The organism is Streptomyces sp. NPDC101237 (assembly GCF_044767465.1).
GTDB classification, from domain to species: domain Bacteria; phylum Actinomycetota; class Actinomycetes; order Streptomycetales; family Streptomycetaceae; genus Streptomyces; species Streptomyces gramineus.
This window is the reverse complement of the sequence record NZ_JBIWNY010000015.1, coordinates 155,891-181,292: the sequence shown is the minus strand read 5'-3', so window position 1 is coordinate 181,292 and position 25,402 is coordinate 155,891. Positions and strand designations below refer to the sequence as shown.

22 protein-coding genes are annotated in these 25,402 nt (G+C 74.8%); 14 read left to right on the top strand and 8 right to left on the bottom strand.

What is annotated here, in order from left to right:
• The first annotated feature begins 44 nt into the window (after window positions 1–44).
• The 5 genes from ACIRQ9_RS23780 (at window position 45) to ACIRQ9_RS23760 (ending at window position 6,575) form a co-directional block, all read left to right on the top strand.
• A complete protein-coding gene (locus ACIRQ9_RS23780; protein WP_404176834.1) occupies window positions 45–2,987 on the top strand; it encodes an AAA family ATPase in 2,943 nt (980 codons plus the stop codon).
• Window positions 2,984–3,985: an alpha/beta hydrolase gene (locus ACIRQ9_RS23775; RefSeq protein WP_404176831.1), complete on the top strand. Its 1,002-nt coding sequence runs from the start codon at window positions 2,984–2,986 to the stop codon at window positions 3,983–3,985. The genes ACIRQ9_RS23780 and ACIRQ9_RS23775 overlap by 4 nt, the downstream gene beginning before the upstream one ends.
• Before the next feature lie 72 nt (window positions 3,986–4,057).
• A complete protein-coding gene (locus tag ACIRQ9_RS23770; protein ID WP_404176828.1) occupies window positions 4,058–5,089 on the top strand; it encodes a helix-turn-helix domain-containing protein in 1,032 nt (343 codons plus the stop codon).
• Complete coding sequence (locus ACIRQ9_RS23765; RefSeq protein ID WP_404176825.1) at window positions 5,083–6,114, top strand: helix-turn-helix domain-containing protein; 1,032 nt, start codon at window positions 5,083–5,085, stop codon at window positions 6,112–6,114. The genes ACIRQ9_RS23770 and ACIRQ9_RS23765 overlap by 7 nt, the downstream gene beginning before the upstream one ends.
• Window positions 6,111–6,575: a DUF5709 domain-containing protein gene (locus ACIRQ9_RS23760; RefSeq protein ID WP_404176822.1), complete on the top strand. Its 465-nt coding sequence runs from the start codon at window positions 6,111–6,113 to the stop codon at window positions 6,573–6,575. The genes ACIRQ9_RS23765 and ACIRQ9_RS23760 overlap by 4 nt, the downstream gene beginning before the upstream one ends.
• 18 nt (window positions 6,576–6,593) lie before the next feature.
• On the opposite strand, the gene ACIRQ9_RS23755 is transcribed toward ACIRQ9_RS23760, so the two are convergent.
• Window positions 6,594–7,448: a LysR family transcriptional regulator gene (locus tag ACIRQ9_RS23755; RefSeq protein ID WP_404176819.1), complete on the bottom strand. Its 855-nt coding sequence runs from the start codon at window positions 7,446–7,448 to the stop codon at window positions 6,594–6,596.
• A gap of 161 nt (window positions 7,449–7,609) precedes the next feature.
• On the bottom strand, window positions 7,610–8,842 hold the full coding sequence (locus tag ACIRQ9_RS23750) for an MFS transporter (RefSeq protein WP_404176816.1): 1,233 nt from the start codon (window positions 8,840–8,842) through the stop codon (window positions 7,610–7,612).
• A 252-nt stretch (window positions 8,843–9,094) separates the two neighbouring features.
• Between ACIRQ9_RS23750 and ACIRQ9_RS23745 the strand changes: the two genes are divergently transcribed.
• Together ACIRQ9_RS23745 and ACIRQ9_RS23740 are read left to right on the top strand one after the other, a co-directional pair.
• Window positions 9,095–10,066, top strand: a complete 972-nt coding sequence (locus tag ACIRQ9_RS23745; protein WP_404176813.1) for an alpha/beta hydrolase — start codon at window positions 9,095–9,097, stop codon at window positions 10,064–10,066.
• A 368-nt stretch (window positions 10,067–10,434) separates the two neighbouring features.
• Window positions 10,435–11,160: an alpha/beta fold hydrolase gene (locus ACIRQ9_RS23740; protein WP_404176810.1), complete on the top strand. Its 726-nt coding sequence runs from the start codon at window positions 10,435–10,437 to the stop codon at window positions 11,158–11,160.
• Between the two features lie 111 nt (window positions 11,161–11,271).
• Here ACIRQ9_RS23740 and ACIRQ9_RS23735 read toward each other — a convergent pair whose 3' ends face one another.
• The 5 genes from ACIRQ9_RS23735 to ACIRQ9_RS23715 form a co-directional block, all read right to left on the bottom strand.
• Window positions 11,272–11,814, bottom strand: a complete 543-nt coding sequence (locus ACIRQ9_RS23735; RefSeq protein ID WP_404176807.1) for a GNAT family N-acetyltransferase — start codon at window positions 11,812–11,814, stop codon at window positions 11,272–11,274.
• Between the two features lie 68 nt (window positions 11,815–11,882).
• On the bottom strand, window positions 11,883–12,881 hold the full coding sequence (gene meaB, locus ACIRQ9_RS23730; RefSeq protein WP_404176804.1) for a methylmalonyl Co-A mutase-associated GTPase MeaB: 999 nt from the start codon (window positions 12,879–12,881) through the stop codon (window positions 11,883–11,885).
• A complete protein-coding gene (scpA, locus tag ACIRQ9_RS23725) occupies window positions 12,878–15,052 on the bottom strand; it encodes a methylmalonyl-CoA mutase (protein WP_404176801.1) in 2,175 nt (724 codons plus the stop codon). Before scpA ends, meaB begins: the two co-directional genes overlap by 4 nt.
• Window positions 15,052–16,857 carry a methylmalonyl-CoA mutase family protein gene (locus ACIRQ9_RS23720; protein WP_404176798.1) on the bottom strand — a complete coding sequence of 602 codons (1,806 nt, stop codon included), beginning with the start codon at window positions 16,855–16,857 and terminating at the stop codon, window positions 15,052–15,054. The genes scpA and ACIRQ9_RS23720 overlap by 1 nt, the downstream gene beginning before the upstream one ends.
• A gap of 113 nt (window positions 16,858–16,970) precedes the next feature.
• Complete coding sequence (locus tag ACIRQ9_RS23715; RefSeq protein ID WP_404176795.1) at window positions 16,971–17,468, bottom strand: MarR family winged helix-turn-helix transcriptional regulator; 498 nt, start codon at window positions 17,466–17,468, stop codon at window positions 16,971–16,973.
• Between the two features lie 101 nt (window positions 17,469–17,569).
• Between ACIRQ9_RS23715 and ACIRQ9_RS23710 the strand changes: the two genes are divergently transcribed.
• Window positions 17,570–18,085, top strand: a complete 516-nt coding sequence (locus ACIRQ9_RS23710) for a YceI family protein (protein ID WP_404176792.1) — start codon at window positions 17,570–17,572, stop codon at window positions 18,083–18,085.
• On the opposite strand, the gene ACIRQ9_RS23705 is transcribed toward ACIRQ9_RS23710, so the two are convergent.
• Window positions 18,066–19,808 carry a hypothetical protein gene (locus ACIRQ9_RS23705; protein WP_404176938.1) on the bottom strand — a complete coding sequence of 581 codons (1,743 nt, stop codon included), beginning with the start codon at window positions 19,806–19,808 and terminating at the stop codon, window positions 18,066–18,068. The genes ACIRQ9_RS23710 and ACIRQ9_RS23705 overlap by 20 nt on opposite strands.
• A gap of 292 nt (window positions 19,809–20,100) precedes the next feature.
• Between ACIRQ9_RS23705 and ACIRQ9_RS23700 the strand changes: the two genes are divergently transcribed.
• The 6 genes from ACIRQ9_RS23700 (at window position 20,101) to ACIRQ9_RS23675 (ending at window position 25,363) form a co-directional block, all read left to right on the top strand.
• Window positions 20,101–20,490: a cell division protein SepF gene (locus tag ACIRQ9_RS23700; protein WP_362727836.1), complete on the top strand. Its 390-nt coding sequence runs from the start codon at window positions 20,101–20,103 to the stop codon at window positions 20,488–20,490.
• A gap of 336 nt (window positions 20,491–20,826) precedes the next feature.
• Complete coding sequence (locus ACIRQ9_RS23695) at window positions 20,827–22,098, top strand: ATP-binding protein (protein WP_404176935.1); 1,272 nt, start codon at window positions 20,827–20,829, stop codon at window positions 22,096–22,098.
• Complete coding sequence (locus ACIRQ9_RS23690) at window positions 22,095–22,427, top strand: nucleotide pyrophosphohydrolase (protein ID WP_404176788.1); 333 nt, start codon at window positions 22,095–22,097, stop codon at window positions 22,425–22,427. The genes ACIRQ9_RS23695 and ACIRQ9_RS23690 overlap by 4 nt, the downstream gene beginning before the upstream one ends.
• 183 nt (window positions 22,428–22,610) lie before the next feature.
• Window positions 22,611–23,069, top strand: a complete 459-nt coding sequence (locus ACIRQ9_RS23685; protein ID WP_351325817.1) for a DUF6099 family protein — start codon at window positions 22,611–22,613, stop codon at window positions 23,067–23,069.
• Between the two features lie 344 nt (window positions 23,070–23,413).
• A complete protein-coding gene (locus ACIRQ9_RS23680; protein ID WP_404176783.1) occupies window positions 23,414–24,337 on the top strand; it encodes an LLM class F420-dependent oxidoreductase in 924 nt (307 codons plus the stop codon).
• Between the two features lie 99 nt (window positions 24,338–24,436).
• Window positions 24,437–25,363 (top strand): DUF4232 domain-containing protein, encoded by a 927-nt coding sequence (locus ACIRQ9_RS23675; protein ID WP_404176780.1) that lies wholly within the window; start codon window positions 24,437–24,439, stop codon window positions 25,361–25,363.
• The last annotated feature ends 39 nt before the right edge of the window (window positions 25,364–25,402 follow it).

Here is a 25,402-nt window from a genome sequence, read left to right as displayed (position 1 = left end):
TGGCTCTGGCCAGGGAGAACGTCCATCATCGCGGGAGTATGTGCATGCCGGTCCAGTCACCCCAGCAGTCCGCGGTCACCGCCGAGGCCTCCGTCGTGGGCCGGGACGGCGAGATCGAGCGGATCCTGCGGTGCGTGACCCGAGACCCCGGCACACCCCAGACCCTGCTGGTCCTCGGCGAGGAGGGCATCGGGCGCACCGCCCTGCTGCGGCGCGTCCGCGAACTGGCCGCCGGCCAGTGCGTGTCGGTGCTCTCCACGGAGGGCTGGGCCGGTGATCCGCGGGACGCGCGGGCCTGCCTGCAACAGCTGCTGGCGCCGCTGACGCCGGACGTGACGGCCGCCCTGCCCGAGGCGTCCCGGCAGGTCCTCTCGGCCGTGCTCCACGGAGCCGGGCGGCCGGACGAGGACGCGCTGCGCACCGCGCTCACCGCGCTGCTCGACCGGCTCGCCGCCGCCCGGCCGCTCCTGGTCTGCGTGGACGACGCCGACCTGTGCGACCGTGCCACCGTCGGCGCGCTGTTCGCCGCCGTCCGGCAGCTGGCCGGCCGGCCGCTGACGGTCCTGCTCGCCGCACGCCGGGAGAACGCCCTGCCCGCCCTGCCGCCCGGCGCCGAGATCCTGACCCTCGGCCCGCTGGACGACGCGTCGGCCGCCGCGCTCCTGGACCGGCAGCCCGTGCCGCCCACCGGCCGGCACCGCCTGGACGTCCTGACGGAGGCCGAGGGCAACCCGCTGGCCCTGGCCGAACTGGGCCGGGCCGTGCCCGGTCCCACGGGAACCGCGCGGCGCGCGCCCGCCGAGCCGGCCTTCGGCGTACGGCTGGACGCGCTGCCCGCCGGCACCCGGCGCGCCCTGCTGTACGCGGCCGCCGCCGGACCAGGCGAGACCATGGCCGCCGTCATGACCGCCCTGAGCACCGGCGAGCTGGCGGTGTGGGCCCCGGCGGAGGCCGCCGGACTCGTCTCGGTGACCGAGGACCGGCTCGTCTTCCGGCATCCGCTGGCACGGTCGGCCGCGTACGCACGGCACCCCGCGGGCGAGCGCCAGCGGGCCCACCGGGACCTCGCCCGGGTCGCCGTCCTGCCGGAGGCCAGGGCCCGGCACCTGGCCGCGGCCACCGTGGGGGCCGACGCGAACGTGGCCGCCGCACTGGAGGCCTCCGCCTGGCGGCGCGGCGACGCCGTACAGGCCGCCCGCGCCCTGGAACAGGCGGCCCGGCTCAGCCCCCGCCGCACGGACCAGGCCCGGCGGCTCGCCGAGGCACTCACGGCGGCGCGGGCGGTGGGCGACCCCGGCTGGGTCCGTGACCTGTACGGCCGCCTCCTCCAGGACTCCGCCGGGCCGGAGGCCGTCTGCACCGCGGCCGCGGCCCTGGCTTCCGTGCTGTGCCACGAGTCCGCCCAGCGCGAGGCCTTCGAGGTGCTGGCCGCCGCCTCGGAACACTGCGCGCGGGTCGGGCCGCCGCTCGCGCTCGACCTGGTCGCACTGGCGGCCGACGTCGCCGCCCAGTCCGGCCTCCCGGAGCACCGCACCGCCCTGCCGCTCCTCCTCGACCGGGCCCGCCGCTCCACCGCCCCCGAACCCCGGCAACCGGCCGGCCCGCCGGGTCCCGCGGCGGCGCCGGGCACCCGCGAGGCCGAGCCCGGGACCGCGGCACGGCCCGGGAGCCGTGGACCGGAGGGCTCGTGGGACGAGGGCCGAAGCACCGACGGGGACGGCGGCCCGGAGACCGCCGGGTGGGCGGAGCCGGCGGACGCCGCGGCCGGACGCGGAGCGGCCGGGACCCTCCATCGCCTGGACGCGCCCGGCGCGTGGCGGGCGGTGGAGGCGCTGGTCGCCGTGGTCGTGCGGCCGGAGACCGCCACGGGTGTGCTGCGCGGCCTCAACCGGCCGGGGCGGACACCGCTCGGCGGCAAGGACGCGCCGGCCGGGCCGGTGGCCCGGTACGCCGACGAGGCCGACCTGGACCTCGGACAGGCCCGCCTGGACGACGACCGGCTGCGGGCCGCCCGCGCCTTCGGCCTGCGCGGCCGGTCGGTGCTCGGCCTGGTGGACACCCTCCTGGCCGTCGGCCGGTTCACCGAGGCACGGACCGTGCTCCAGCACGCCATGACCGAGGCGGCGGTCCTGCGCCTGCCCCGCCTGCGCGCCGACCTGGAGACCCAGGCGCTGACCCTGCGGGCGCTGCGCGACACCCAGCCCGCCGGGACCGTGCTCACCCCGTCCGTCTGGCGCGCCGTCCCCCTGGACGAGAACCGGGCCACCCACGCCCGCCTGCTGCGCGCCCGCGGCCTCGCCGCCATGGCCCGCGGCGACTGGGACGACGGCTGGCGTCAGCTGCGCGGACTGTTCACCGCCGACGGCTCGCCGCTGCACCCCTTCCTGGCACCCCGGAGCATCGCCGAACTCGCCGTCACGGCCCAGCGGACCGGCCGGCCCGCCGAGGCCCTGCCGATCCTGGACCGGGTGCGCGCCGACCAGGGCGACCGGCCCAGCACGCGGATGACACTGCTGCTGCACCACGCGAGCGCCGTCCTCGGACCGGACGAGGAGGCCGAGGAACACTTCCGGCTCGCCCTGGTCAACCACGCCGCGAACCGCTGGCCCTGGGAGTGCGCCCACGTCCGCCTCAACTACGCGCACTGGCTGCGCCGTTGCCGCCGGACCCTGGAGGCGCGCGGCCAGCTGACCACCGTCCTGGAGACCGCCGAACGCCTCGGCGCGGGCCCCCTCGCGGCCGCCGCGGGCCGCGAACTGCGGGCCAGCGGAGCCGCACCCGCCCCGCGGACGGACGGCCCGCTCGCGGAACTGACCGCGCAGCAACGGCAGATCGTCCAGCTCGTGGCGAGCGGCCTGTCCAACCGGGAGATCGGGGAACGCCTCTTCCTCTCCCCGCGCACGGTCGGCTCGCACCTCTACAAGGTGTATCCCAAACTCGGCATCAGCAGCCGTCACCAGCTGCGCGACCTGGTGCAGGGCCGGTGAGGGGGCCCGGCCGGGAGGACGCCGGAGCATCCCCGAGGCCCGGGACCGCGGGCACCGCCGTCGTCCTCGACCGGGTGGTGCAGCGCCTGGTCACCGCGTCCGCCGCCCCACCCGCCCTCGACGACCTCGGGCCGGACGCGGCACGGCGGGCGCTGCGCGAGACCCAGGCCGACCGGTTCGCGGACTTCGACGTGGACGCGGTCTTCCAGGCGGCCCCCGTCGGCCCGTCCGGGCTGCTCGGCTTCTGGACCGTCCGCCCCGCGGCGGCCACCGGCCCGCTCCCGGCCCTCCTGTACGCGCACGGCGGCCGGTGGACGCTCGGCGACGCCCAGACCCACGCGCGCCTCATCAGCGACCTCGTCACCGGCACGGGCGTGTGCGCGCTGGTCCCCGAGTACAGCCGCACCCCCGAGGCCCGCTACCCGACGGCCCTGGAGGAGTGCTACGCCCTGCTCGGCTGGGCGGCCGGCCGGGCCGGCGAACTCGGCCTGGACCCGGACCGGCTGGCGGTGGCCGGAGACTGCGCGGGGGCCACCCTGGCGACCGCCGTCACGATGCTCGCCAAGGCCCGGCACGGGCCGCGGATCGCCGCTCAGCTGCTCTACTACCCGCTCGCCGACGCCCGCTGCGACAGCCCCTCGCAACACCAGTTCGGCGGCGGCTACCTGCTCACCCGCCGCGCCCTGCGCGCCTACTGGGCCCGCTACGTCCCCGACCCGGCCCGGCGCGCCGAGCCCACCGCCGCGCCGCTGCGGGCCCGCCGCGACCAACTGGCCGGACTGCCACCGGCCCTGGTCGTCACCGCCGAGGCCGACCCGGCCCGCGACGAGGGCGAACTGTACGCGCGACGGCTCGCCGAGGCCGGTGTCGACGCCCTGTCCGTGCGCTTCCTCGGCACGGTCCACGACTTCGTCGCGCTGCACGCCCTCGCCGACACCACGCCCACCAGGACCGCGGTCCTCGCGGGCTGCGCCTTCCTGCGGACCCGGCTGACCTGACCGTCGGCGACCGGCCGAGGACCAGTCGGCCGACTGATGCGCCGACGCGCCCCGCCGGGCGAAGCTGACGTCATGCCAACCGCGACCGGCTCCCACGAGGAGAGACGCCGGCGTCCGGCCGCCCCGTCGCCGGGCGCCCGGGCCAGGGTCCTGACCACCCGCTCGGTGCCCCCGCGCCAGAGCCTGGACTACTGGCACGACGCCGTCCTCGACACCCTGGTGGGGATGGACATCGCCACCGCGGGCGGCACCTACGACGCGACCCTGCGGACCGACCGGCTCGGGGACCTGCAGATCACCACCGTGGAGGCCGACCCCGGCCGGGTCCACCGGACGCCGCGCGCCATCGCCCGCGGCGACGGGCACCAGATCTTCGTCGCCGTCCAGAGCAGCGGCCGGGCCCACGTCGAACAGGACGGCCGCAGCACCGAGATGCGCACCGGGGACATCGGGTTCTTCGAGACCGTACGGCCGTTCCGCACCACCTTCCCGGAACGCTTCCGGCTGCGGATCTTCGCCGTCCCGCGTCTGCTGCTGCGACTCCCCGAGGCCGACCTGCGGCGGCTCACCGGCCGCGCGGTCCGCCCCGGCGACGGGCTCCCCGCCCTGCTCGCGCCGCTGCTGGAGCGGCTGGCGGACACCTCCGAGTCGTACGCCACACCGACCGCCGAGCGGCTGGCCGGGAGCGTCATCGACCTGATGGCCGCCACCGCGGCGGAGCTGCTGGGGGAGGACCCCGGCGAACCGCCGGGCGCCGACGGCATCCTGCTGCGGCGCGTCCGGACGTACATCCGCTGGCACCTGTCGGACCCGGACCTCACGCCGTCCGTCATCGCCGCCGCCCACGGCATCTCCGTGCGCGCCCTGCACCGGCTGTTCCAGGCCGAGGACACCACGGTGTGCCGCTGGATCCGCGCACAGCGCCTGCACGAGTGCCGCCGGGACCTCGCCGCCGGACCGTCCGGCACCGCCGACCTGGCCCAGGTCGCCCGCCGCTGGGGGTTCACCGGCTCCGCCGGGTTCGGCAAGGCCTTCCGGCAGGCCTTCGGGCTGTCACCGACCGACTGGCTGGAGCGGACACGGACGGAGGGAACGGCATGGTGACGCACGTGACCTGTGCGATCGGCGACCCGGCCGCCGGCGATCGGCCCCTCGCCTGGCAGCGGGCGCTGTCGGAGGCCTTCGTCGACCTGGAGGTCACGGCCGGCCGTGACCGCCCCTGGACCGCCGAACTCACCGCCCGGCGGCTGGGATCCCTGCAGATCGCCACCGAGGAGTCCGGGCCCGGCACCGTCCTGCGCAGCGCCCGCGCGGTCGCCGCCGACCCGCGCACCCATATCCTGGTCCGCCGCCAGCTGGCCGGCACCGCCCTGCTGCTCCAGGACGGCCGCACCGCCGAACTCCTGCCCGGCCGCACGGCCTTCCACGACGCCTGCCGCCCGTTCCGGATCGTGTTCCCGCACCACCAGCGGGCCCGGATCCTCATGGTGCCCCGCGCCTTGCTGCGCCTGGAGGAACGGCACCTGCGCGGGCTCACGGCCACCGTGGTGGACGAGACCGCGGGCGGCGTCGCCTCCCTGCTGCTGCCGCTCCTCGACGGGCTCGTCGAGGAGGTCGGCCGGGCCGGGGCCGCCCGGCGCGAGCAGCTGGCCAGGACCGCGGCGGAGATCCTGGCCACCGTCGCCCTCGACCAGGCCGGCCGGCAGCCGGAGCCGGCCCTGTGGGAGCGGATCACCGCGTCCCTGACGGCCCGGCTGGCGGAGCCGGGACTCACCCCGCGGGACATCGCGGGCGAGCACGCCATCTCGCCGCGCTACCTGCACCTCCTGTTCCAGCGCCACGGCACCACCGTCGGCGCCTGGCTGCGGAGCCGGCGCCTGGAGGCGGCCCGCGAGGAACTCGCCCGGCCCGGCCCGGACCACCGGACCGTCGCCGCGGTCGCGGCCCGCTGGGGCTTCACCAGCCCCTCCCATTTCAGCCGGGCCTTCCGGGAGACGTACGGCATGTCACCGGCGCAGTGGCGCAGGACCGCCGCGGGGAACGCCCGCGGGCCGCGGCCCGCACCTCCTACCCTTTCCGATGGCGGCCGGACCGAACGGACGGCCCGAACGACGATGGAGCACGTATGACCGACGAGGCGATGGGCGACGAGGTCTACCAGCCGGACGGTTCGGAGGTGCAGGACGACGCGGGTGTGCTGGACGCGTCGGACACCCTGGACTACCGGGCCGGAGAGGAGGCGCTGGACGAGGGCTACTCGCCACCGGAGCGGCCCTGGGCCGTGGAGCACACCGGCGTCACCGCGGCCGAGGGACAGCGCGGGGAGACACTCGACGAACGGCTCGCCGAGGAGGTCCCGGACCTCGCCGTCCCGGAGGGCGACGACCTCGGCGACGCCTGGGACACGGATGGCGAACTCCTCGACGACGAGGTCGGCGACGGCCGCGCCGGACGGCTCGTGGCACCGGACGAGGGCGCCCACGAGAACACCGAGACCGACCTGTTCGCCTCCGACCGGGGCCTGGACGGTGCCGGGGCGTCGGCGGAGGAGGCCGCCATGCACGTGATACCGGACGCCGACACCTTCTGACGGCCGCGCCCCCGGAGGTCAGGTCATGTGCCGCAGCAGCGCGGCGACCGCCGCCGGGGGCTCGCCGGGCGGACGCACCACCATCACCTTCCAGCTCGGCGCGCGGCCGGCGAAACGGTAGGAGGCCAGGTCCGGGAAGCGGCGGGCGATGGTCGGCGGCATGATGCAGACGCCGAGGTCGTTGCGGACCAGTTCGGAGGCGGCCACGATGTCGTTGACCTCGAACGTCGTGGCCCGTTCGACGCCCGCCGCCCGGAATGCCCGGTCGGCCGCGTCCCGGATCGCCCAGCCGGGCGTGAACTCCACCTGGGGCAGCTCGGCGACGTCGGCCAGGTCGACGGTGCCGCCGGGGTCCGCCCCGGCGATCATCCGGCGCGGGGACGCCACCAGGACCATCTCCTCCTGGGACAGCAGCCTGGTCACGAGACCGCGCTGCTGCCGGCGGTCCAGCGCCACCACCGCCAGGTCCACCGAGCCCTCCCGCAGCGCCTGACGGAGGTCGACGACCGCGGCCTGCCGCAACCGCACCACCACCCGCGGGTGTTCGGCCCGCAGCGCGGCCAGCGCCAGGTGCAGGTCCGCCCAGACCCCCTGCATCGTGCCGACCGTGACCCGGCCGCGCAGCTCCCCCTTGGCCGCGTCGACCGCCTCACGGGCCAGTTCGGCGGCGCGCAGTGTCTGCCGTGCCGCCGGGACGAACGCCTCGCCGGCCGGCGTGAGCCCGACCCGGTGGGTGGTCCGGGTGAACAGCGCGGTGCCCAGCTCGCGTTCGAGCGCGCGGACCGTGCCGGAGACCGCGGACTGGACCACGTGCAGCCGCCGCGCCGCCGCCGTGAACCCGCCCGCGTCCGCCACCGCGACGACGACTTCCATCTGCCGTAGGTCCATCATCCGCTCCCGCCGGCGCAGCGCCCCGCCTCGGCGGGGCGGCGATCTTCACTGCATCCTAGGCAGCCGCCCGGCTCCCGCCGGCGCGGACCGGCCGGGTGTCGAACCCGTGCCGCTCCCGCCCGGCGGGGCGGCGGCCTCCGGCGCTAGGCCGGGCTCTTCGTGCCCTGCCGCGACTCGGTCAGCCAGTACAGCAGCGCCAGCACTGGTAGGGCCGCGCCGAAGAGGCTGACCGCGCTCCAGCCGCCGGCCCGGTAGGCGATCGAGCCGACCTGCGAGCCGAGGGCGCCGCCGATGAAGAAGATCGCTATGAAGGCGCTGTTGAGCCGGGCACGGGCGAGCGGGTCGAGCTGGTAGACGGTGTGCTGGCCGAGGATGAGGCTGGTCTGGACGGCCGCGTCCAGCGCGACGGCTCCGAGCGCGATCAGGAGCACGCTGCGGCCGCCGAAGCCGGCCGCGCCGAAGGCCAGCGCGGCGAGCACGAGCGCGGCACCGGTCATCCGCCGCGTCAGACCGTGGTCGGCCCAGCGTCCGGCGAGCGGCGCCACGGCCGCGCCGGCGGCTCCGACCAGCGCGAACATCCCGACACCGACGGCCGAGTAGTGGAAACGCGGCCCGGTCAGGACGTACGAGACCGTGGTCCAGAAGGCGCTGAAGGCACCGAACATGGCCGCCTGGTAGAGGCCGCGGCGCCGCAGCGCGGGATGGGTGCGCACCAGCGCCACCGTGGAGCGCAGCACACGGGGGTACGGCACCGACGTGGTCGGCGCCTGCCGGGGCAGGGCCAGCCGCAGGGCCACGCCCAGCAGCGCCATCAGGACGGCGGAGCCGAGGTAGACGACCCGCCAGCCGGCGACGCTGGAGACCAGGCTGCTGAGCGTGCGGGACAGCAGGATGCCGGTGAGCAGGCCGCTCATCACCCGGCCGACGATCCGGCCGCGCGCGTGGTCGGGCGCCAGGCTCGCGGCGAACGGCACCAGGATCTGCGCGACCACCGAGGTGGCCCCGCTGACCAGGGAGGCGATCAGCAGCATCGGGAAGCCGGTGGAGAGCCCGGCCGCCAGCAGGGCGAGCGTGGTGACGGTCAGCAGCGCGGTGATCAGACCGCGCTTCTCCAGCCGGTCCCCGAGCGGGACCAGGAAGACCATGCCGATCACGTAGCCCACCTGGGTGAGCGTGATCAGCGCGCCGGCGGTGCCCTCGCCGATGTGGAAGACACCGCGCAGCTCGGACAGCAGGGGCTGGGCGTAGTACAGGTTGGCGACCGTCATGCCGGAGGCGACGGCGAACAGCGCGATCAGCCAGCCCGGCACCCCCTGGGCGGGACCGGCGGCGGGCTTCCGGCCCGGGGAACGGACTTCGGACGACGACTGGGACACGGGGACCTTCCTCACAGGAGGTGTGACTCTCACCCGGCACCAGCGCTCCGCGGCCCGTGATGCTTCCCCCGGCGGAGCGATGATCCGGGATGTCAGTCATCTCATCGGCAGATGACCACCCGCGTCCGCCGCGTGCGCTGCAGGGTGGCCGGAAGTGCGCTCGGGGGCAACTGCCCGGCCGCACCGGCTCCTACGGTGGGCCCGACGGCGCCGGAACCACCGGTGATCCGCACGCCATTCCAGGAGACTCGCATGTCCGAAGCCTTCCCGCCGGTCAAGCCGGTGCTCGAACCCGCCGCCCAGGCCTTCGTCGAGGCCACCGCCAACCCGCCCTACCTCTTCGACCTCGCCCCCGCGGAGGGCCGCAAGGCCGTCGACGAGGTGCAGTCCGGCGAGACAGCCAAGCCGGCCGTCGACGAGGAGTGGATCACCGTCTCCGGCGGTCCCACCGGTACCGTCCGCGCCCGCATCGTCAAGCCCGCCGGCGCCACCGGCACCCTGCCCGTGATCATCTACATCCACGGCGCCGGCTGGGTCTTCGGCAACGCGCACACCCACGACCGCCTGGTCCGCGAACTCGCCGTCGGCGCGAACGCCGCCGTGGTCTTCCCCGAGTACGACCTCTCGCCCGAGGTGCGCTATCCGGTCGCCATCGAGCAGAACTGGACCGTCGCCCGGTGGATCGTGGAGGAGGGCGCCACCAAGGGCCTGGACGCGACCCGGATCGCGGTGGCCGGCGACTCGGTCGGCGGCAACATGACGGCCGCGCTGACCCTGATGGCCAAGGAGCGCGGCGGCCTTCCGCTGCTCCAGCAGGTGCTGTTCTACCCGGTGACCGACGCGAACTTCGACACCCCGTCGTACCACCAGTTCGCCGAGGGCTACTTCCTGCGCCGCGACGGCATGTTCTGGTTCTGGGACCAGTATACGACCGACGAGGCCGAGCGCGCCCAGATCACCGCGTCCCCGCTGCGCGCCACCGTCGAGCAGCTCAAGGACCTGCCGCCGGCCCTGGTCGTCACCGGCGAGGCCGACGTGCTGCGCGACGAGGGCGAGGCGTACGCCAACAAGCTGCGCGAGGCCGGAGTGCCGGTCACCGCGGTCCGCTTCCAGGGCATCATCCACGACTTCGTGATGCTCAACGCCCTGCGCGGCACGTACGCCGCCGAGGCCGCCATCTCGATGGCCGTCCGCACCCTGCACACCGCCCTGCACACCGCCTGACCCGGCGGCAGGGCGCGGCGGCGAACCGTTCCGGCACGACGGGCGCCGCCCGCACCCAGGGAGCAGCGGGCCCGTACAGGCCGCGGCAGCGGGCGGAACGCGAGCAGGCGCAGCCGGCGCATGCGGTCGGCACCGCCGTCCTCGACCCGGCTGCCGTCCTCGCGCACCGGCCCCCCGCCGCCGGGTCACGCGGCGCGGGCGTCCCGCGCCGCGCCGCCACCGGACACGGCGGAACGCGCACCGGCGAAGACGGGGGCCGCCCACGCCCCCGGCCCGGGGCGGCGGGCCCCCGCACGGCCGGCCCCCCGGGCCGGTCCCTCTCGCCTGCTCGGACCCATCCCGCTTCGGACAGCAGAGAAGGAACTGACATGACCGCGCACACACCCACCGTCGTCCTGGTGCACGGCGCCTTCGCCGACGCGTCCAGCTTCGCCGGGGTCGTCCCCGGACTCCTCGCCGCCGGGCTGAAGGTGCTCGTGCCGGCCGTGCCCAACCGCAGCCTGACCGGCGACGCCGCGTACATCGCCTCGGTGGTCCGCGCGGTACCCGGCCCCGTGGTCCTGGTGGGCCACTCCTACGGCGGTGCCGTCATCACCGTCGCGGGCGCCGAGGACAACGTGCGGGCCCTCGTCTACCTGGCCGGCTACGCCCTGGCCGAGGGCGAGAGCCTCGGCGAGCTGCAGGGCCGGTTCCCGGACTCCGAGCTGGCCTCGGCCCTGGTCTACACGCCGTTCCCGGTCGAGGGCTCGGAGGAGCCCGGCACCGACGTGACGGTGGACCCCGACCGGTTCCCCGCGATCTTCGCCGCCGACGTCGACCCGGACCTGGCCAAGGTGCTCGCCGTCTCCCAGCGGCCTCTCGCCGGCGCGGCCTTCGCCGAGCAGGCGCCCGTCGCGGCCTGGCGTACCAAGCCGTCCTGGGGCCTGGTCTCCTCCTCGGACCGGACCATCAACCCCGACGTCGAGCGCTATGGCTACGAACGCGCCGGCATGACCACCGTCGAGATCGACTCCTCCCACCTGGTGATGCTCGCCCACCCCGGCGAGGTCGTCGCCCTGATCCGGGAGGCGGTCGGCAGCCTGACCGCACAGTGACCCGGGGGTGACTCGAAGGGCCGCGCACCGGTGCCGGCCGGGCGCGGCCCGCGCCTGCCCGGCCGCGCGCGGCCCGCGCCTGCCCGGCCGCGCCCCGGGCCGCCGGGAAGGTCAGCCCCGCGCGGCGGGCTTCCAGTCCTCGGCCAGCAGGCCCAGGAAGACCTCGTCGAGGAACTCGCCCATCACCCAGGCCGCGGAGCGCAGCACGCCCTCGCGGACGAAGCCGTTGCGTTCGGCGGAGCGCAGCATCGCGGTGTTGTCGGCCAGCGTGTCGACCTGGAGCCGGTGCAGACCGCGCACGACGAAGCCGTAGTGGCACAGCACGGCGACCACGTCGGTGCCGTACCCCTTGCCGCGGGCGGCCGGCAGCAGCCCGACCCCGAGGTGTGCGGACCGGTTGTGCGTGTCGACGCCCCACAGCATCGCGCTGCCGACCAGCGCACCGCCGTCCAGCTCCACCACGGAGAACGGGACGGTCGCCTCCTCCGGCTCGGACAGCGCGAACGGCCCGTCCTGCGAACCGGGCGCGACCGGCCGCCACGGCCGCCCGGCCGCCCGCGACGCGTTGACCACGTCGCCGTGGAGTTCGGCCTGCAGCACCGGGACGTCCGCCTCGTGCCGGGCCCTGAGCCCGACCTTGCCACCTCTGAGCATGCGAGTTTCCTATCCGACCCGGCCGGCGGCCGGCAAACGGATTACCGGTGTACGGACAGGGGCCGGGGTCAGCCCGGCCCCGGTGCGTCCGGGGGCTCGCCGAACGCCTCCAGGATCCGTTCGGCGGCCAGCGTGGCCGTCAGAGTGCCGTCCCTGACCTGCCGTTCGAGTTCGGGGGCGGCCGCTCGGACCGCGGGGTGGGCGGACAGCCGGCCGAGCAGTTCGTCCCGGACCATCGACCAGGTCCAGCCGACCTGCTGCTCCCGGCGCTTCTCGGCGAGCCGCCCGCTGGAGTCGAGCAACGCCCGGTGCTGTTCGAGGCGTTCCCAGACGACGTCCAGTCCCGTCGCCTCGCGGGCGCTGCAACTGAGCACCGGAGGCGTCCAGAAGGCGTCCTTGCCGTGCATCAGCCGCAGCGCGCCAGCCAGTTCGCGTGCCGCGGTCCGCGCGTCGCGTTCGTGCGGGCCGTCCGCCTTGTTCACGGCGATGACGTCGGCCAGCTCCAGCACGCCCTTCTTGATGCCCTGGAGCTGGTCGCCGGTGCGGGCCAGGCTGAGCAGCAGGAAGGAGTCGACCATGTCGGCGACCGCGGTCTCGGACTGGCCGACGCCGACGGTCTCCACCAGGATCACGTCGTACCCGGCGGCCTCCATGACCACCACCGACTCGCGGGTCGCCTTGGCGACCCCGCCGAGGGTGCCCGCGCTGGGGGAGGGGCGGACGAAGGCGGCCGGGTCGACCGCCAGCCGCTCCATCCGCGTCTTGTCGCCGAGGATCGAGCCGCCGGTCCGGGTGGACGACGGGTCCACGGCGAGGACGGCGACCCGGTGGCCGAGCCCGGTCAGCATGGTCCCGAACGCGTCGATGAACGTCGACTTGCCCACGCCCGGCACCCCGCTGATGCCGATCCGCCGCGCCCGGCCGCTGTGCGGAAGCAGCTCGGTGAGCAGCTCCTGCGCCAGCACCCGGTGCTGCGGCCGGGTGGACTCGACCAGGGTGATCGCGCGGGCGATGACCGCGCGCTTCCGGTCGAGCACACCCTTCGCATAGGCGTCGACGTCGATCACAGGTCGTGCCCGAGTTCCGCCGCCAGCCGCTTCACCAGGTCGTGGGCCGCGTCCGGGATCACCGTCCCGGGCGGGAACACGGCCGCGGCACCCATCTCCAGCAGCGTCGGCACGTCCTGCGGCGGGATCACCCCGCCGACCACGATCATGATGTCGGCCCGGCCCTCCTCGGCGAGCTTCTCGCGCAGCGCCGGTACGAGGGTGAGGTGGCCGGCCGCCAGCGAGGAGACGCCGACCACGTGGACGTCCGCCTCCACCGCCTGGCGGGCGACCTCGTCCGGGGTCTGGAAGAGCGGGCCGACGTCGACGTCGAAGCCGAGGTCGGCGAAGGCGGTGGCGATCACCTTCTGGCCGCGGTCGTGGCCGTCCTGGCCCATCTTGGCGACCAGGATGCGCGGACGGCGTCCCTCGGCCTCGTCGAAGGCGTCGACCAGGGCCCGGGTGCGGTCCACGTTCGGGGACTCGCCGGCTTCGTTGCGGTACACACCGGAAATCGTACGGATCTGGCCCGCGTGCCGGCCGTACACCTTCTCCAGGGCGTCGGAGATCTCGCCGACGGTGGCCTTGGCGCGGGCCGCGTTCACCGCCAGTTCCAGCAGGTTGCCCTCGCCGTCGGCCGCCCGGGTCAGCGCGTCGAGCGCCGCCCGGCACTCCACGTCGTCCCGCTCCGCCCGCAGCCGCCGCAGCTTCTCGATCTGCTGGGCGCGCACCGAGGAGTTGTCGACCTTGAGGACCTCGATCTGCTCGTCGCTGTCCACCCGGTACTTGTTGACGCCGATCACCGGCTGCCGTCCGGAGTCGATCCGCGCCTGCGTCCGCGCGGCCGCCTCCTCCACCCGCAGCTTCGGGATGCCGGCGTCGATGGCCTGCGCCATGCCGCCCGCCCGCTCGACCTCCTGGATGTGCGCCCAGGCCTTGCGCGCGAGGTCGTAGGTCAGCCGTTCCACGTAGGCGCTGCCGCCCCACGGGTCGATGACGCGGGTCGTCCCCGACTCCTGCTGGATCAGCAGCTGGGTGTTGCGGGCGATGCGTGCCGAGAAGTCCGTCGGGAGCGCGAGCGCCTCGTCGAGGGCGTTGGTGTGCAGCGACTGGGTGTGGCCCTGGGTCGCGGCCATCGCCTCCACGCAGGTCCGCGTCACGTTGTTGAAGACGTCCTGCGCGGTCAGCGACCAGCCCGAGGTCTGCGAATGGGTGCGCAGCGAAAGGGACTTGGTGTTCCGCGGGTCGAACTGCGCGACCAGCTTGGCCCACAGCAGCCGGGCCGCCCGCAACTTGGCGATCTCCATGAAGAAGTTCATGCCGATCGCCCAGAAGAAAGACAGGCGCGGCGCGAACGCGTCGACGTCCAGGCCCGCTTCGCGGCCCGCGCGGATGTACTCGACGCCGTCCGCGAGGGTGTACGCCAGCTCCAGGTCGGCCGTCGCGCCCGCTTCCTGGATGTGGTAGCCGGAGATGGAGATCGAGTTGTAGCGGGGCATCCGCTGCGAGGTGTAGGCGAAGATGTCGGAGATGATCCGCATCGACGGCTTCGGCGGATAGATGTAGGTGTTGCGGACCATGAACTCCTTGAGGATGTCGTTCTGGATGGTCCCGGCCAGTTTCTCCGGCGGCACCCCCTGTTCCTCGGCCGCCACGATGTACAGCGCGAGCACCGGCAGCACGGCGCCGTTCATCGTCATCGACACGGTCATCCGGTCCAGCGGGATCCCGTCGAACAGCCGGCGCATGTCGAGGATCGAGTCGATGGCCACGCCCGCCATGCCGACGTCGCCGGTCACCCGTGGGTGGTCGCTGTCGTAGCCGCGGTGGGTGGGCAGGTCGAAGGCGACCGACAGGCCCTTCTGGCCGGCCGCGAGGTTGCGCCGGTAGAAGGCGTTGGACTCCTCGGCGGTGGAGAAGCCCGCGTACTGGCGGATGGTCCAGGGCTGGTTGACGTACATCGTCGGGTAGGGGCCGCGCAGGTAGGGCGCGATGCCCGGGTAGGTCCCGAGGAAGTCCAGTCCCTCCAGGTCACGGCCGGTGTAGAGCGGCTTGACCCCGATGCCCTCCGGGGTCTCCCACACCGGGGCCGCGGCGCCGGTGGCGTCCTTGACGGCCGTACGCCACTGGTCGTCGCCGCCCTCGGTGACGGGGGTCCCCAGTTCGATGCCGGAGAAGTCGGGGATTCCCATCAGGACACTCCCATGCGGTCAAGGGTCTCGGACAGCACGGCCACGGCGTCGCAGCCCGCGAAGACGTACGCGTCGACGCCCGCGTACTCGCCCCGGCCCGCGAGGAAGACGTGCCCCGCACCGGACGCCTTGAGCGACCGGGCGGCCTGTTCGGCCTGTTCGGCGTAGAGCGCGTCGCTGGAGCAGAGCACCGCCTCGGCGGCACCGCTCTCCTCGAAGCTGCCCTCGGTGACGGTCTCGATGCCGCCGGCCTGGAAGAGGTTGGCGGCGAAACCGGCGCGGGCGGTGTAGGCCCCGGCCGGGCCGATCGTCGCCAGGTAGATCCGGGGGCGGGCGCCGGTCGCGGCGAGGTGCGCGTCCGAGCGGGCGCGCAGTTCCTCGAACGCCTCGTCCCTGCGCACCCGCGGGAGCCCGCCGGACGGCGGCTCGGGTGCGGCCTCGCGCACCGGCGCCTTCTCGGCCAGGTTCGGGAACTCGCTGACGCCGGTGACGGGTTCGCGGCGCCTGGCGAGCTTCTTGGAGCGTTCCGCCCAGGTCGTCGCGAGGTCCGTGCGCAGCCGGCCGGAGCGCAGCACGGCCGCCTGGCCGCCGTCCCGCTCGATCGACCGGAAGTACTCCCAGCCCGTGTGGGCGAGTTCGTCGGTGAGCCGCTCCACGTACCAGGAGCCGCCCGCCGGGTCGACGACCCGCGCCAGGTGCGACTCCTCGACCAGGATCGTCGAGGTGTTGCGGGCGATACGGCGGGCGAACGCGTCCGGCAGGCCGAGCGCGTGGTCGAACGGCAGCACGGTCACGGAGTCGGCGCCGCCCACCCCGGCGGCGAGCGTGGCCACCGTGGTGCGCAGCATGTTCACCCACGGGTCGCGACGGCTCATCATCACCGGCGAGGTGACCGCGTGCTGCACCTGGGCGCCCGCGGCGGCCGCGCCGCTGACCTCGGCGACCCGCGCCCACAGCCGGCGCGCGGCACGCAGCTTGGCGATGGTCAGGAACTGGTCGGCACTCGCCGCGTACCGGAACTCCAGCTGTCCGAAGGCCTGTTCGACACCCGTCCCGGCCTCGGTCAGCTCGCGGAGGTAGGCCACGCCGGTGGCCAGCGAGGCCCCCAGTTCCTGCCCCGCCGAGCCGCCCGCCTCGTGGTACGGCAGCGCGTCCACGGTCAGCGCGCGCAGCCCGGGGAACTCCTCGGCGCACCGCCGCGCGAGGGCGGCGGCCGGCGCGAAGTCCAGCGCCTCACCGGTACGCGCCTCGAAGCCGAGCGGGTCGGCGCCCAGGTTCCCGCGCACGGCCTCGGGAGCGATGCCCTTGTCGGCGTACAGCCGGAACAGCTCGGCGGCCGCCTCGGTCACCTCGCGGCCCGCGTCGAGGACGACCGGGGCCAGGTCGAGGAAGACGCCGTCGAGGGCGCGGGCGAGGCCGGAGACCGGGATGCCGCCCGCGCCGGTCAGCAGCCAGAGCGAGGTGACGCCGTTCTCCAGGTCGGCCAGGAGCGCGCCGTCGGGGGCGGTGGCGTGCCGCTGCCTTATGTCCCAGCCGCCCGCGGTGCCGCCCTCGGGCCGGCCGCCGCGCACGAACGGCGCGAAGCCGGGCAGGCCGGGGTCGGGCGCGGTGTCGCGCGCGGTGTACAGGGGACGGGTGCGCAGCCCGTCCTCCAGCGTCGTGGACAGGGCGTCCTCAGCGGCCTCGCCCGAGACTTCCCTGCCCGACTTGCGCAGTACGCCCTCCACGAGGTGCTGCCACTGCTCGTGTGTCGCGTCAGGGAACTCGGCGGCCAGTGAGAGCCCGTCGTCAGGCAGGACCGTCATGCTCGGATGCTAGGGCAGAGCGTCAGAAGTGCACGGGTGACGGGGCTGTGACCTTTCCCTCTCCGTGGTTGTGACCTGCGCCTCCCGGGGGCGCCGGGGCGGGTTCGCGGGGGTCAGCGGGTGCCTTCGGTGAGGGCCGGCACGAGCGCGCACAGGGCCTCGCGCTGCTCCGGTCCGATGACGTGGGCGAACGCGGTCCCGACCGTCTCGGCCAGGGCGGCGGAGGCGTCCTGGAGGCAGCCGCGGCCCTTTTCGGTGAGGGAGACCTCGACGCCCCGCTTGTCGTCGCGGACGGCCTTGCGGGCGACCAGGCCGGCGTGCTGGAGGCAGGCGATCTGATAGGTCAGACGGGTCTTCGGGCGGCCCAGCAGTTCGGCGATCCGGCTCATCCGCAGGCCCTCGCGCGGCTGTTCGGCCAGCAGGCACAGGATCAGGAACTCGTCGTGGGAGACGTCCAGCGTCTCCTTCACGACCGACCGCAGCCGCTGCTCCACCGCTCCCGTCGCGGCCAGCAGCAGCATCCAGGCGCGCAGTTCGTCCGGGAGCAGCCCGTCGCCCGTGCGGGAGGGGCATACGGGCAGCTCTGGGGGGTTTTCCGAGGCGGCGGCCATGGTGTCGAGTCTACCTGTTGTCCAAATTTGGATAGTGGGCTAGCGTGCAGCCGTAGCGAAGTCATCCAAATTTGAACCACTGATCCGATCGGAGCACGGCCATGACCGTCACCGTGGAAACCGGCCTCTGGCAGCTCGACCCGAGCGCCTCCACCGTCGCCGTCCGGCACAAGTCGGTCTGGGGTCTGGTCACCGTCAGGGGGACCTTCACGGGCGTCACCGGCCGGGGCGAGGTGGCGGCCGGCGGGTCCGCCACCGGCACGCTGGTGATCGACGCGGCCACTTTGGACACCAAGAACAAGAAGCGCGACGAGCACCTGCGCTCGGCCGACTTCTTCGACGCCGCCCACCACCCGGAGATCACCTTCGAGGTGCGCGATGCCCGGCGGGACGCGGACGGCACGGTGCGCGTGGACGGCCGGCTGACCGTCCGGGGCGTCACCAGGCCGCAGGAGATCACCGCGCGGCTGGCCTCGGCCGACGCGGACGGGCTGACGCTGGAGACGGAGTTCACGGTGACCCGCGAGGAGTTCGGGGTCGCCTTCAACCAGATGCGCATGATGGGCGGCCCGACCACGGTGACCGCCGCCCTGCGCTTCACCCGCGCGGCGGCCTGACCGTCGCTCCCGGTGCCGGCGCGCGCAGGGTGACGTCCTGGCTGGACAGGGTCTGCGGGTCCGCCGTGAACGCGCGCAGCCGGATCCGGGTGCCGGGCTTGCCGGGGACGGTGAACCGGCCGTCCGGCGGCCGGAGTTCGACGCTCGCCGTGCCGTGCCCCGCAATCGTCGCCGGGCCGCGCACCAGCAGCCAGTACCGGCTCATGCCCTGGCCGGTGGTCAGCGTGTAGTGCGGGGTGAGCGGGGCGTCCCCGGTGTTCACGACCTTCAGCGTCATCGCCCGGACCACCGCCGCCGACCGCTCCGCCCGGCGCAGGGCCGTGACCTGCATGCGCAGCGGCGGCGAGCCCGACACCGCGAGGGCCGCGCTCACCAGCGCCGGGATGAACAGCAGGGCCGCGACCGCGACCAGGGCGGGCCTGCGGCGGGGTCCGGCCAGGAAGGCCGGCCGCGGCTGCCAGGCCCGCGCGAACTCCGGCAGGGGCGCGGTGACGGCCGCCGCCAGCCACAGCGGGGTCATCAGCAGGTAGTAGCCGTCCTGGGAGCGGGTCGCCAGGAAGAAGGCCAGCCAGGGCAGCACGGTCGCCACCGGGCCAAGACGCCGCACGAACAGCACGAACAGGGCCAGCAGGGCCGCCGCGAGCAGCATGCTGGCGTGCGAGTACCAGGCGATGCGGTCGCTGCCGTCGGTGAAGTACAGCGTGACGTCCACCAGGCCCTGGCCGTGCACCACGGCGCCCTGGGTCAGCGGCAGCGCGATCCCCCCCAGCCAGCGGCCGGGTTCGGAGACGGCGAAGTACGTGTTGATCAGCAGCCAGACCGTGACGGCGGCGCCGGCGAACCGCAGCACCACCAGGGCGCCGGCCCGGCCGCCGAGTTCCCCGCGCCGCACCGCGTAGACGCCGGCCAGCAGGAACGGCGTGACGAACCAGGGCAGTTGCTGCGCCGCGCACGCGGCGCCCAGGCACGCGGCACGGGCGATCCCCGCGGTGCCGAGGCGGCCGCCCGCGCCGATCCGCGGCCAGCGCACCGCCACCGGGACGAGCAGGGCCAGCGCGATGATCGCCGGGTAGCCGACCCGGGCGTACGTCGACAGGAAGCCGAACCCCAGGCAGGCCAGGGTCGCCGCGGACCGCCACGGCACCGGGAGCATCCGCCACAGCGCGACCGTGCCGGCGATCAGCGCGAGCGTGCACGCCGCCGTCGCCGGGGCGCCGGAGTGGCCGAGCCACAGCAGCGGAACGGTGAGCAGCGGAGCGAGCGGGGGATAGCCGTAGGTGTAGTCGTAGCCGCCGCCTATGGTCGGCGTCACGGCGATGCCCGTGCCGTGGAACAGCCAGGGCCAGGGCTGTCCGTAGACGGCGTGTCCGGTGACGAGTGCCCGGGCCGCCTGGGTGGTGAGGACGCCCTCGTCGCCGCCGTTGTGGTTCAGCGCCCAGGCGCACAGGGCGAGGACCGCCGCCGTGACCAGGACCAGCAGGTCGACCCGGGCCAGCGACCGGGTCCTGCGCACGGTCAGGCTCAGCACGCCGCTCACCAGGATCGAGGCGTAGCACACGGAGATCAGGGCCGCCAGGACCAGGTGGTGCGTGGCCGCCTGCGTCCACACCGAACGGGTGCCGATGAACAGGGAGACGTCGGCGAGGAGGGTCAGGACGCGATGCCAGGGGGCGGGCGGTGCGCACGCTACGAGGTCCGGGGAGGTATCCGGGGCGGCGGACACCGCCGACTGTGTCCGCCGGTCGGGTGTCACCTGCTGTGTTTCTGCCAAGTGCACGCACCGGACGCTAATCCCGGGCGGTGAACGGGGCGTCGAAGGAGGAGAAGAGTCCGGTGTGAGGGCAGTAAGAAGCCCCCAATGCGTGGCATTCGCCCTAATAGTGACAAGAACACGTGTTCCACGCATGCGTGCCCACAGTCGTTCGCGCTTCGTGTCGCTGTTGGGCCGGACGGGTGACTTGGCGTAAGAATTGGCTGGTGCAGGCAACGAGTGCGAGTCAGGTCGGGGGGAGCCGGTGAGCCGTTACGACGTCACCGATGAACAGTGGGAGGGGCTCGCCCAGGTCGTGCCGCTGCGGGGCCGCGACGCCTGGCCGTCCTCGGTCGGCCACCGGTCGCTGCCGGACGCGGAGACCGAGACGCGGCGCCGTTTCGTGGTGCTGAGGGTGAACGTCTTCGCCGACGCGCGGGAGGTCGCCGAGACGCTGATGGCCGGGATACCGGTCCTGCTCGACCTGACCGGCGCGGAGACGGAGACCGCCAAGCGCGTCCTCGACTTCAGCACGGGCGTCGTCTTCGGCCTGGCGAGCGGCATGCACCGGGTGGACCGCAACGTCTTCCTCCTCACGCCGCCCGGCACCGAGGTCAGTGGGCTGATGGAGGGCGCGGGGGTCTCGGGCGGCTGAGCCGGGCACGGGGCCGGGGCGCCGCCGTACCCCGATCGTAGGAAGTCGCCGGCGGCAAAACGGTTCACCGGCCGGGCGGCGCCCTACGGTCCCCCTATGGCCGTGCCCTCCGTCTCGCCCGCGTCCAGCCCCTCCGCCTTTGCCGGTGCCACCCCGAGCGCCCCGCCGGCCCAATGTGCGGCCCCGCCGCCGACCCCACCGGACGTCCCGGTCCCGCCCGGCGTCCCGGGCTCCGGCGCGCCCGCCGCGCCGGGGGAGACCGTGCCCCGCGCCCGGTCGGGCCGCGGCACCGCGGCGGCGGCCGCACAGGCCACGGCGACCGCGCCGTCCACGGCGGTGCCCTCCGCGGCCTCGTCACCGGCCGCCGGTCCTGAGGCCGCCCCCTCGGGGCCCGGCTCCGCGCAGGCGCCGCCCGCCCGCCGACCGGCACGTGCCGGCGGTCCGCCGGGTCCCGCACCGGACGTCCGGCCCGGCGGCGGCCCCGCTGCCCGTCGCGACCCCCGTCCCCGGCTCACCGAGCTGCGTCTCTCCGCCTTCGCCCGGCATCGCGGGGCGAGCTTCCCGCTCGGGCCGGTCACCCTCTTCACCGGGCCGAGCGGCAGCGGGAAGTCCGCGGTGCTCGCGGCCTACGAGGCGCTGGCGCGGCTCGGCGGCGGCGCCTCGGTCGAGGAGGTGTTCCCCGACCCCGTCGCCCTGGTCCCGGAGCGGGCGCGGCCCGACGCGCAGCACCGGCGCGGATTCCGGATCGGCTGCACGGCGGACGGCCCCGAAGGGCCCGTACGGCTCGACGTCGCCGTCCAGGCCGAGCCCGACCTGCGCATCGTCGGCGAGCGGCTGACCGCCGGCGGCCTCGTGCTGCTGGAGACCGCCCTGCGCGACCCGGGGCGCCGGGCCGTGCAGGCCGCCTGGCACACGGCGGGCAGCTCTCCGGTGACCAAGGCCCCGCTGCCCGACGACCGGCTCGGCACCGCCCTGCTGCCGCTGCGCGTCGCCGGCAAGACCGACGGCCAGCGCCGGGTCCTCGCCGCCGCCGAGCAGATGGTCGTAGCCCTGCGGTCCGTGTTCGCCTGCGATCCGCGGCCCGAGGTCATGCGCGCACCCGTCCGCGCCGGCTCCGGGCGGCTGCTGCGCGGCTGCGACAACCTCGCCGACGTCCTGTGGCGCACCCGCTCCGAGTGCGGACGCCGCCACGGACTCCTCGTCGACGCGGTCCGCACCGGCTGCGCCGGTCCTGTGGCCGACCTGCTCGCCGAACCGCTCGGCGACGGCACGGTACGGGCGCTCCTCGACCGCGGCGAGGGCCACCGCTCGGAGCTTGCCGGGCTCGGCGACGGCGAGCTGCGCTACCTCGCCCTGGCGCTGGTCCTCTTCACCGGCCCCGGCGTCCTGGAGGTCGACGCGCCCGGCGAGGTCCCCGACGCCATGCGCAGCCTCACCGTCCTCGCCGACGGCTTCGACCGCTGCCTGGATTCCCGCCAGCGCACCGAACTCCTCCGCACCGCCGTCCTGATGGGCGAACGCGGCCACATCCGGCTCGTCGGCGCGGTGAGCGACGCGGACCCGGCCGACGGAGCCGGGACGATCACAGTGGTACACCTGGACGCGTGACCGACGAAGAACCCCTCGACGTGGCGAAGCTCCAGCGCAGGCTGGCCGAGTTCGCCGCCGCCCGTGACTGGCAGCAGTACCACACCCCCAAGAACCTGGTGGCCGCCCTCAGTGTCGAGGCCTCCGAACTGGTCGAGATCTTCCAGTGGTTGACCCCGGAGGAGTCCGCCCTGGTGATGGCCGACCCCGACACCGCGCACCGGGTCACCGACGAGGTGGCCGACGTCCTGTCCTACCTGCTCCAGCTCTGCGAGGTCCTGGACGTCGACCCGCTGGCCGCGCTGGACGCGAAGATCGAACGCAACGAGAAGCGGTTCCCGCCCTCCTGACGGCGCCCTGAGGGGAGGGCGGTACTCCGCTTTAACTCTCGGTGACCAAAAGCCCGCCCGAATCCGAATTGTTGTCCACAGATTTCCCCCTTCCTCTGGCTGTACGTCTCACCTGCCCTCACTCTGGGTAGTGAACTACTGACTGCTGCACGGCAGTTCGGACCGACGGGGACGGGGCGGCGGATGGACGCGATGCGGCTCATCGTGGCGAGCAGACGGGCACTGGCGAGCGGTGCGGGCGTACCGGAGATGATGACCGAGGTGTGGCAGGCGCAGGCCCTGGCCCAGGCGATCGGCAGCCGGCTGGCCGTCTCCGGCCCGCCCGAGCTGCGTGGCGAGGCTCTCGGCCTGACCGAGCTGGCGGGCCGGGGCTGCGGGATCCTGGGCGCCCCCGACCTGGATCCCGGCACCCTGCGCGCCGCCCAGCTCACCGAACTGGAGGACGCGCGGGCGACGCTGCTCTCCCTGGGCGGGCTCCTCGCCGAGGTCGGCATCACACTGGTCGGCATGGCCAGCGCGGCGGCCGACGAGGCGGCGTACTGGCAGTGCATGGAGGCCATCGACGCGGCCGACGAGTCCCGGGACCGGGTCCTCGAGATGCTGCGCAAACTGGCGGCGCGGGAGGAGGTCCACGACGGCTGACCGCGCGGCCGCGCGCGGCCCCGGCCGTCGGCGGCGACGCTCCGGGCGGCCGCGACGGGCCGCGCCTCGCCGGCGTGATCCGCCCGAACGGCCCTACGGGGTGTCGGCGCCCTCTGGTCTGGCGCGCCGCGGCCGAGGGGGCCCGCTTCCCTGTGCAGGTCGCACAGGCCCGCGGGCGGGCCACGAAGCGCACGCGACGGCACGGGCCGACGATCACCGGTGGGGCCGGAGACCGGCCGCCGCACCCGCACGCCCCGCCACCGGCGGCATTCACCCTGGCGGGGACGCGCACGGCAGCCGGTGCCGATGCGGTCGGCGGGCCCGCGGCCGTGCAGGATGGACGCATGGACCTTCGCATCTTCACCGAGCCCCAGCAGGGCGCGAGCTACGACACCCTCCTCACCGTGGCCAAGGCCACCGAGGACCTCGGGTTCGACGCCTTCTTCCGCTCCGACCACTACCTGCGGATGGGCGACGCCGACGGCCTGCCCGGCCCGACCGACGCCTGGATCACCCTGGCCGGACTGGCCCGCGAGACCAGCCGGATCCGCCTCGGCACCCTGATGACCGCCGCCACCTTCCGGCTGCCGGGCGTGCTCGCCATCCAGGTCGCCCAGGTCGACCAGATGTCCGGCGGCCGGGTCGAACTCGGCCTCGGCGCGGGCTGGTTCGAGGAGGAGCACAAGGCGTACGGCATCCCCTTCCCGAAGGAGAAGTTCGGCCGCCTGGAGGAGCAGCTGGCGATCGTCACGGGGCTGTGGGAGACCGCCCTCGGCGAGACCTTCGACTTCCACGGCACCTACTACGACCTCACCGGTTCGCCCGCGCTGCCCAAGCCCGCCCAGGCGCGCGTCCCGGTGCTGATCGGCGGCCAGGGCGCCACCCGCACGCCGCGGCTGACGGCCCGTTACGCCGACGAGTTCAACATGCCGTTCGCCTCGGTCGAGGACAGCGCCGCCCAGTTCGCGCGGGTGCGCACCGCCGTCGAGGCGGCCGGCCGCAAGGGCGACGACCTGACCTACTCCAACGCCCTCGTGGTCTGCGTGGGCAAGGACGACCAGGAGGTCGCCCGGCGCGCCGCCGCCATCGGCCGCGAGGTCGACGAGCTGAAGGCGAACGGCCTGGCCGGCACCCCGGCCGAGGTCGTCGACAAGATCGGCCGCTACGCGGAGATCGGCGCGCAGCGCTTCTACCTCCAGGTCCTCGACCTGTCCGACCTGGACCACCTGGAGCTGATCTCCGCCCAGGTCCAGGCGCAGCTGCCGTAGCCGGCCAGGCCCGCGCATCCGGCCGGCTGTGACACGCCTGTGACCGGAACTATGGCTTCCGTCACAGGCGTTGGGAGTGCGCCCTGATGAGCTGGCCGGATGCGCAGACCCCACACCCGTCTCCTCGCCCCCGCCGCCGTCCTGGTGCTGGCCACGGCGTGCGGCGCGGAGCACGCGGACGACGGGCCCGGCTCGGCCGCGCCGCCGCCCCGCACCACCGTCACCGACCCACCGGTGGACGGCGTGCGGATCACGTCGGTCACCCTCCCCACGGCCTCACCGAGCCCCTCCGTCACCCCGGGCCGGGTGCGCGCGGACCCGCTGCCCGGGACCGGTGACTCCGGGATCCTGGCCGCCTACCGGGTCCGCAACGACGGCGACGCCGCCATGACCTACACCGTGCTCTTCGCCTTCACCACGGACACCGGAGCCGTCATGGCCTCCAAGAGGGTGACCGTGACCGGGGTCGCGCCGGGCCACAGCACCACCGGGACCGTCGAGGCGGGCGCGCTCGCACCCGGCGCCTCCCCGGTCACCCGGGTCGAGGTCGCCGAGGTCACCAAGGTCCCCGCCGACGAGGCGCCGTCCCGGACGGGCCCCTGCCCCGTCTCCGGCGTGCGGCTGTGGGCCGACGACGGCGACGCCGCGATGGGCCTGCGCGTCGTCGGCCTGCACCTGGAGAACTGCGGGAAGCGGGACTACGCGCTCGACGGCTATCCGAAGCTGACCCTCCTGGACGACGCCCGTGAGCCCGTCGACGGCGTGCGCGTCCTGCGCGGCGGCACCGCCATCGCCACGGGAACCGGCCTCGACGGCCCGCCCGCCCCGCTCGTCCTGAAGCCCGGTGAGTCCGCCCGCTCCGGCCTGATCTGGCGCAACACGACCCTGTCCGGCACCGCGATCAACGTGCCCTACGTCCGGGTCCTGGCCAGGCCGGGCGCCGCACCCGTCATGCTCACACCGGGCCTGGACCTCGGCACCACGGGGAAGCTCGGCGTCGGCGCCTGGAAGCGGGCCGAGCGGTAGCGCCAGAGAAATTCCGCGGCCCGAAACGGCGACCGTCTG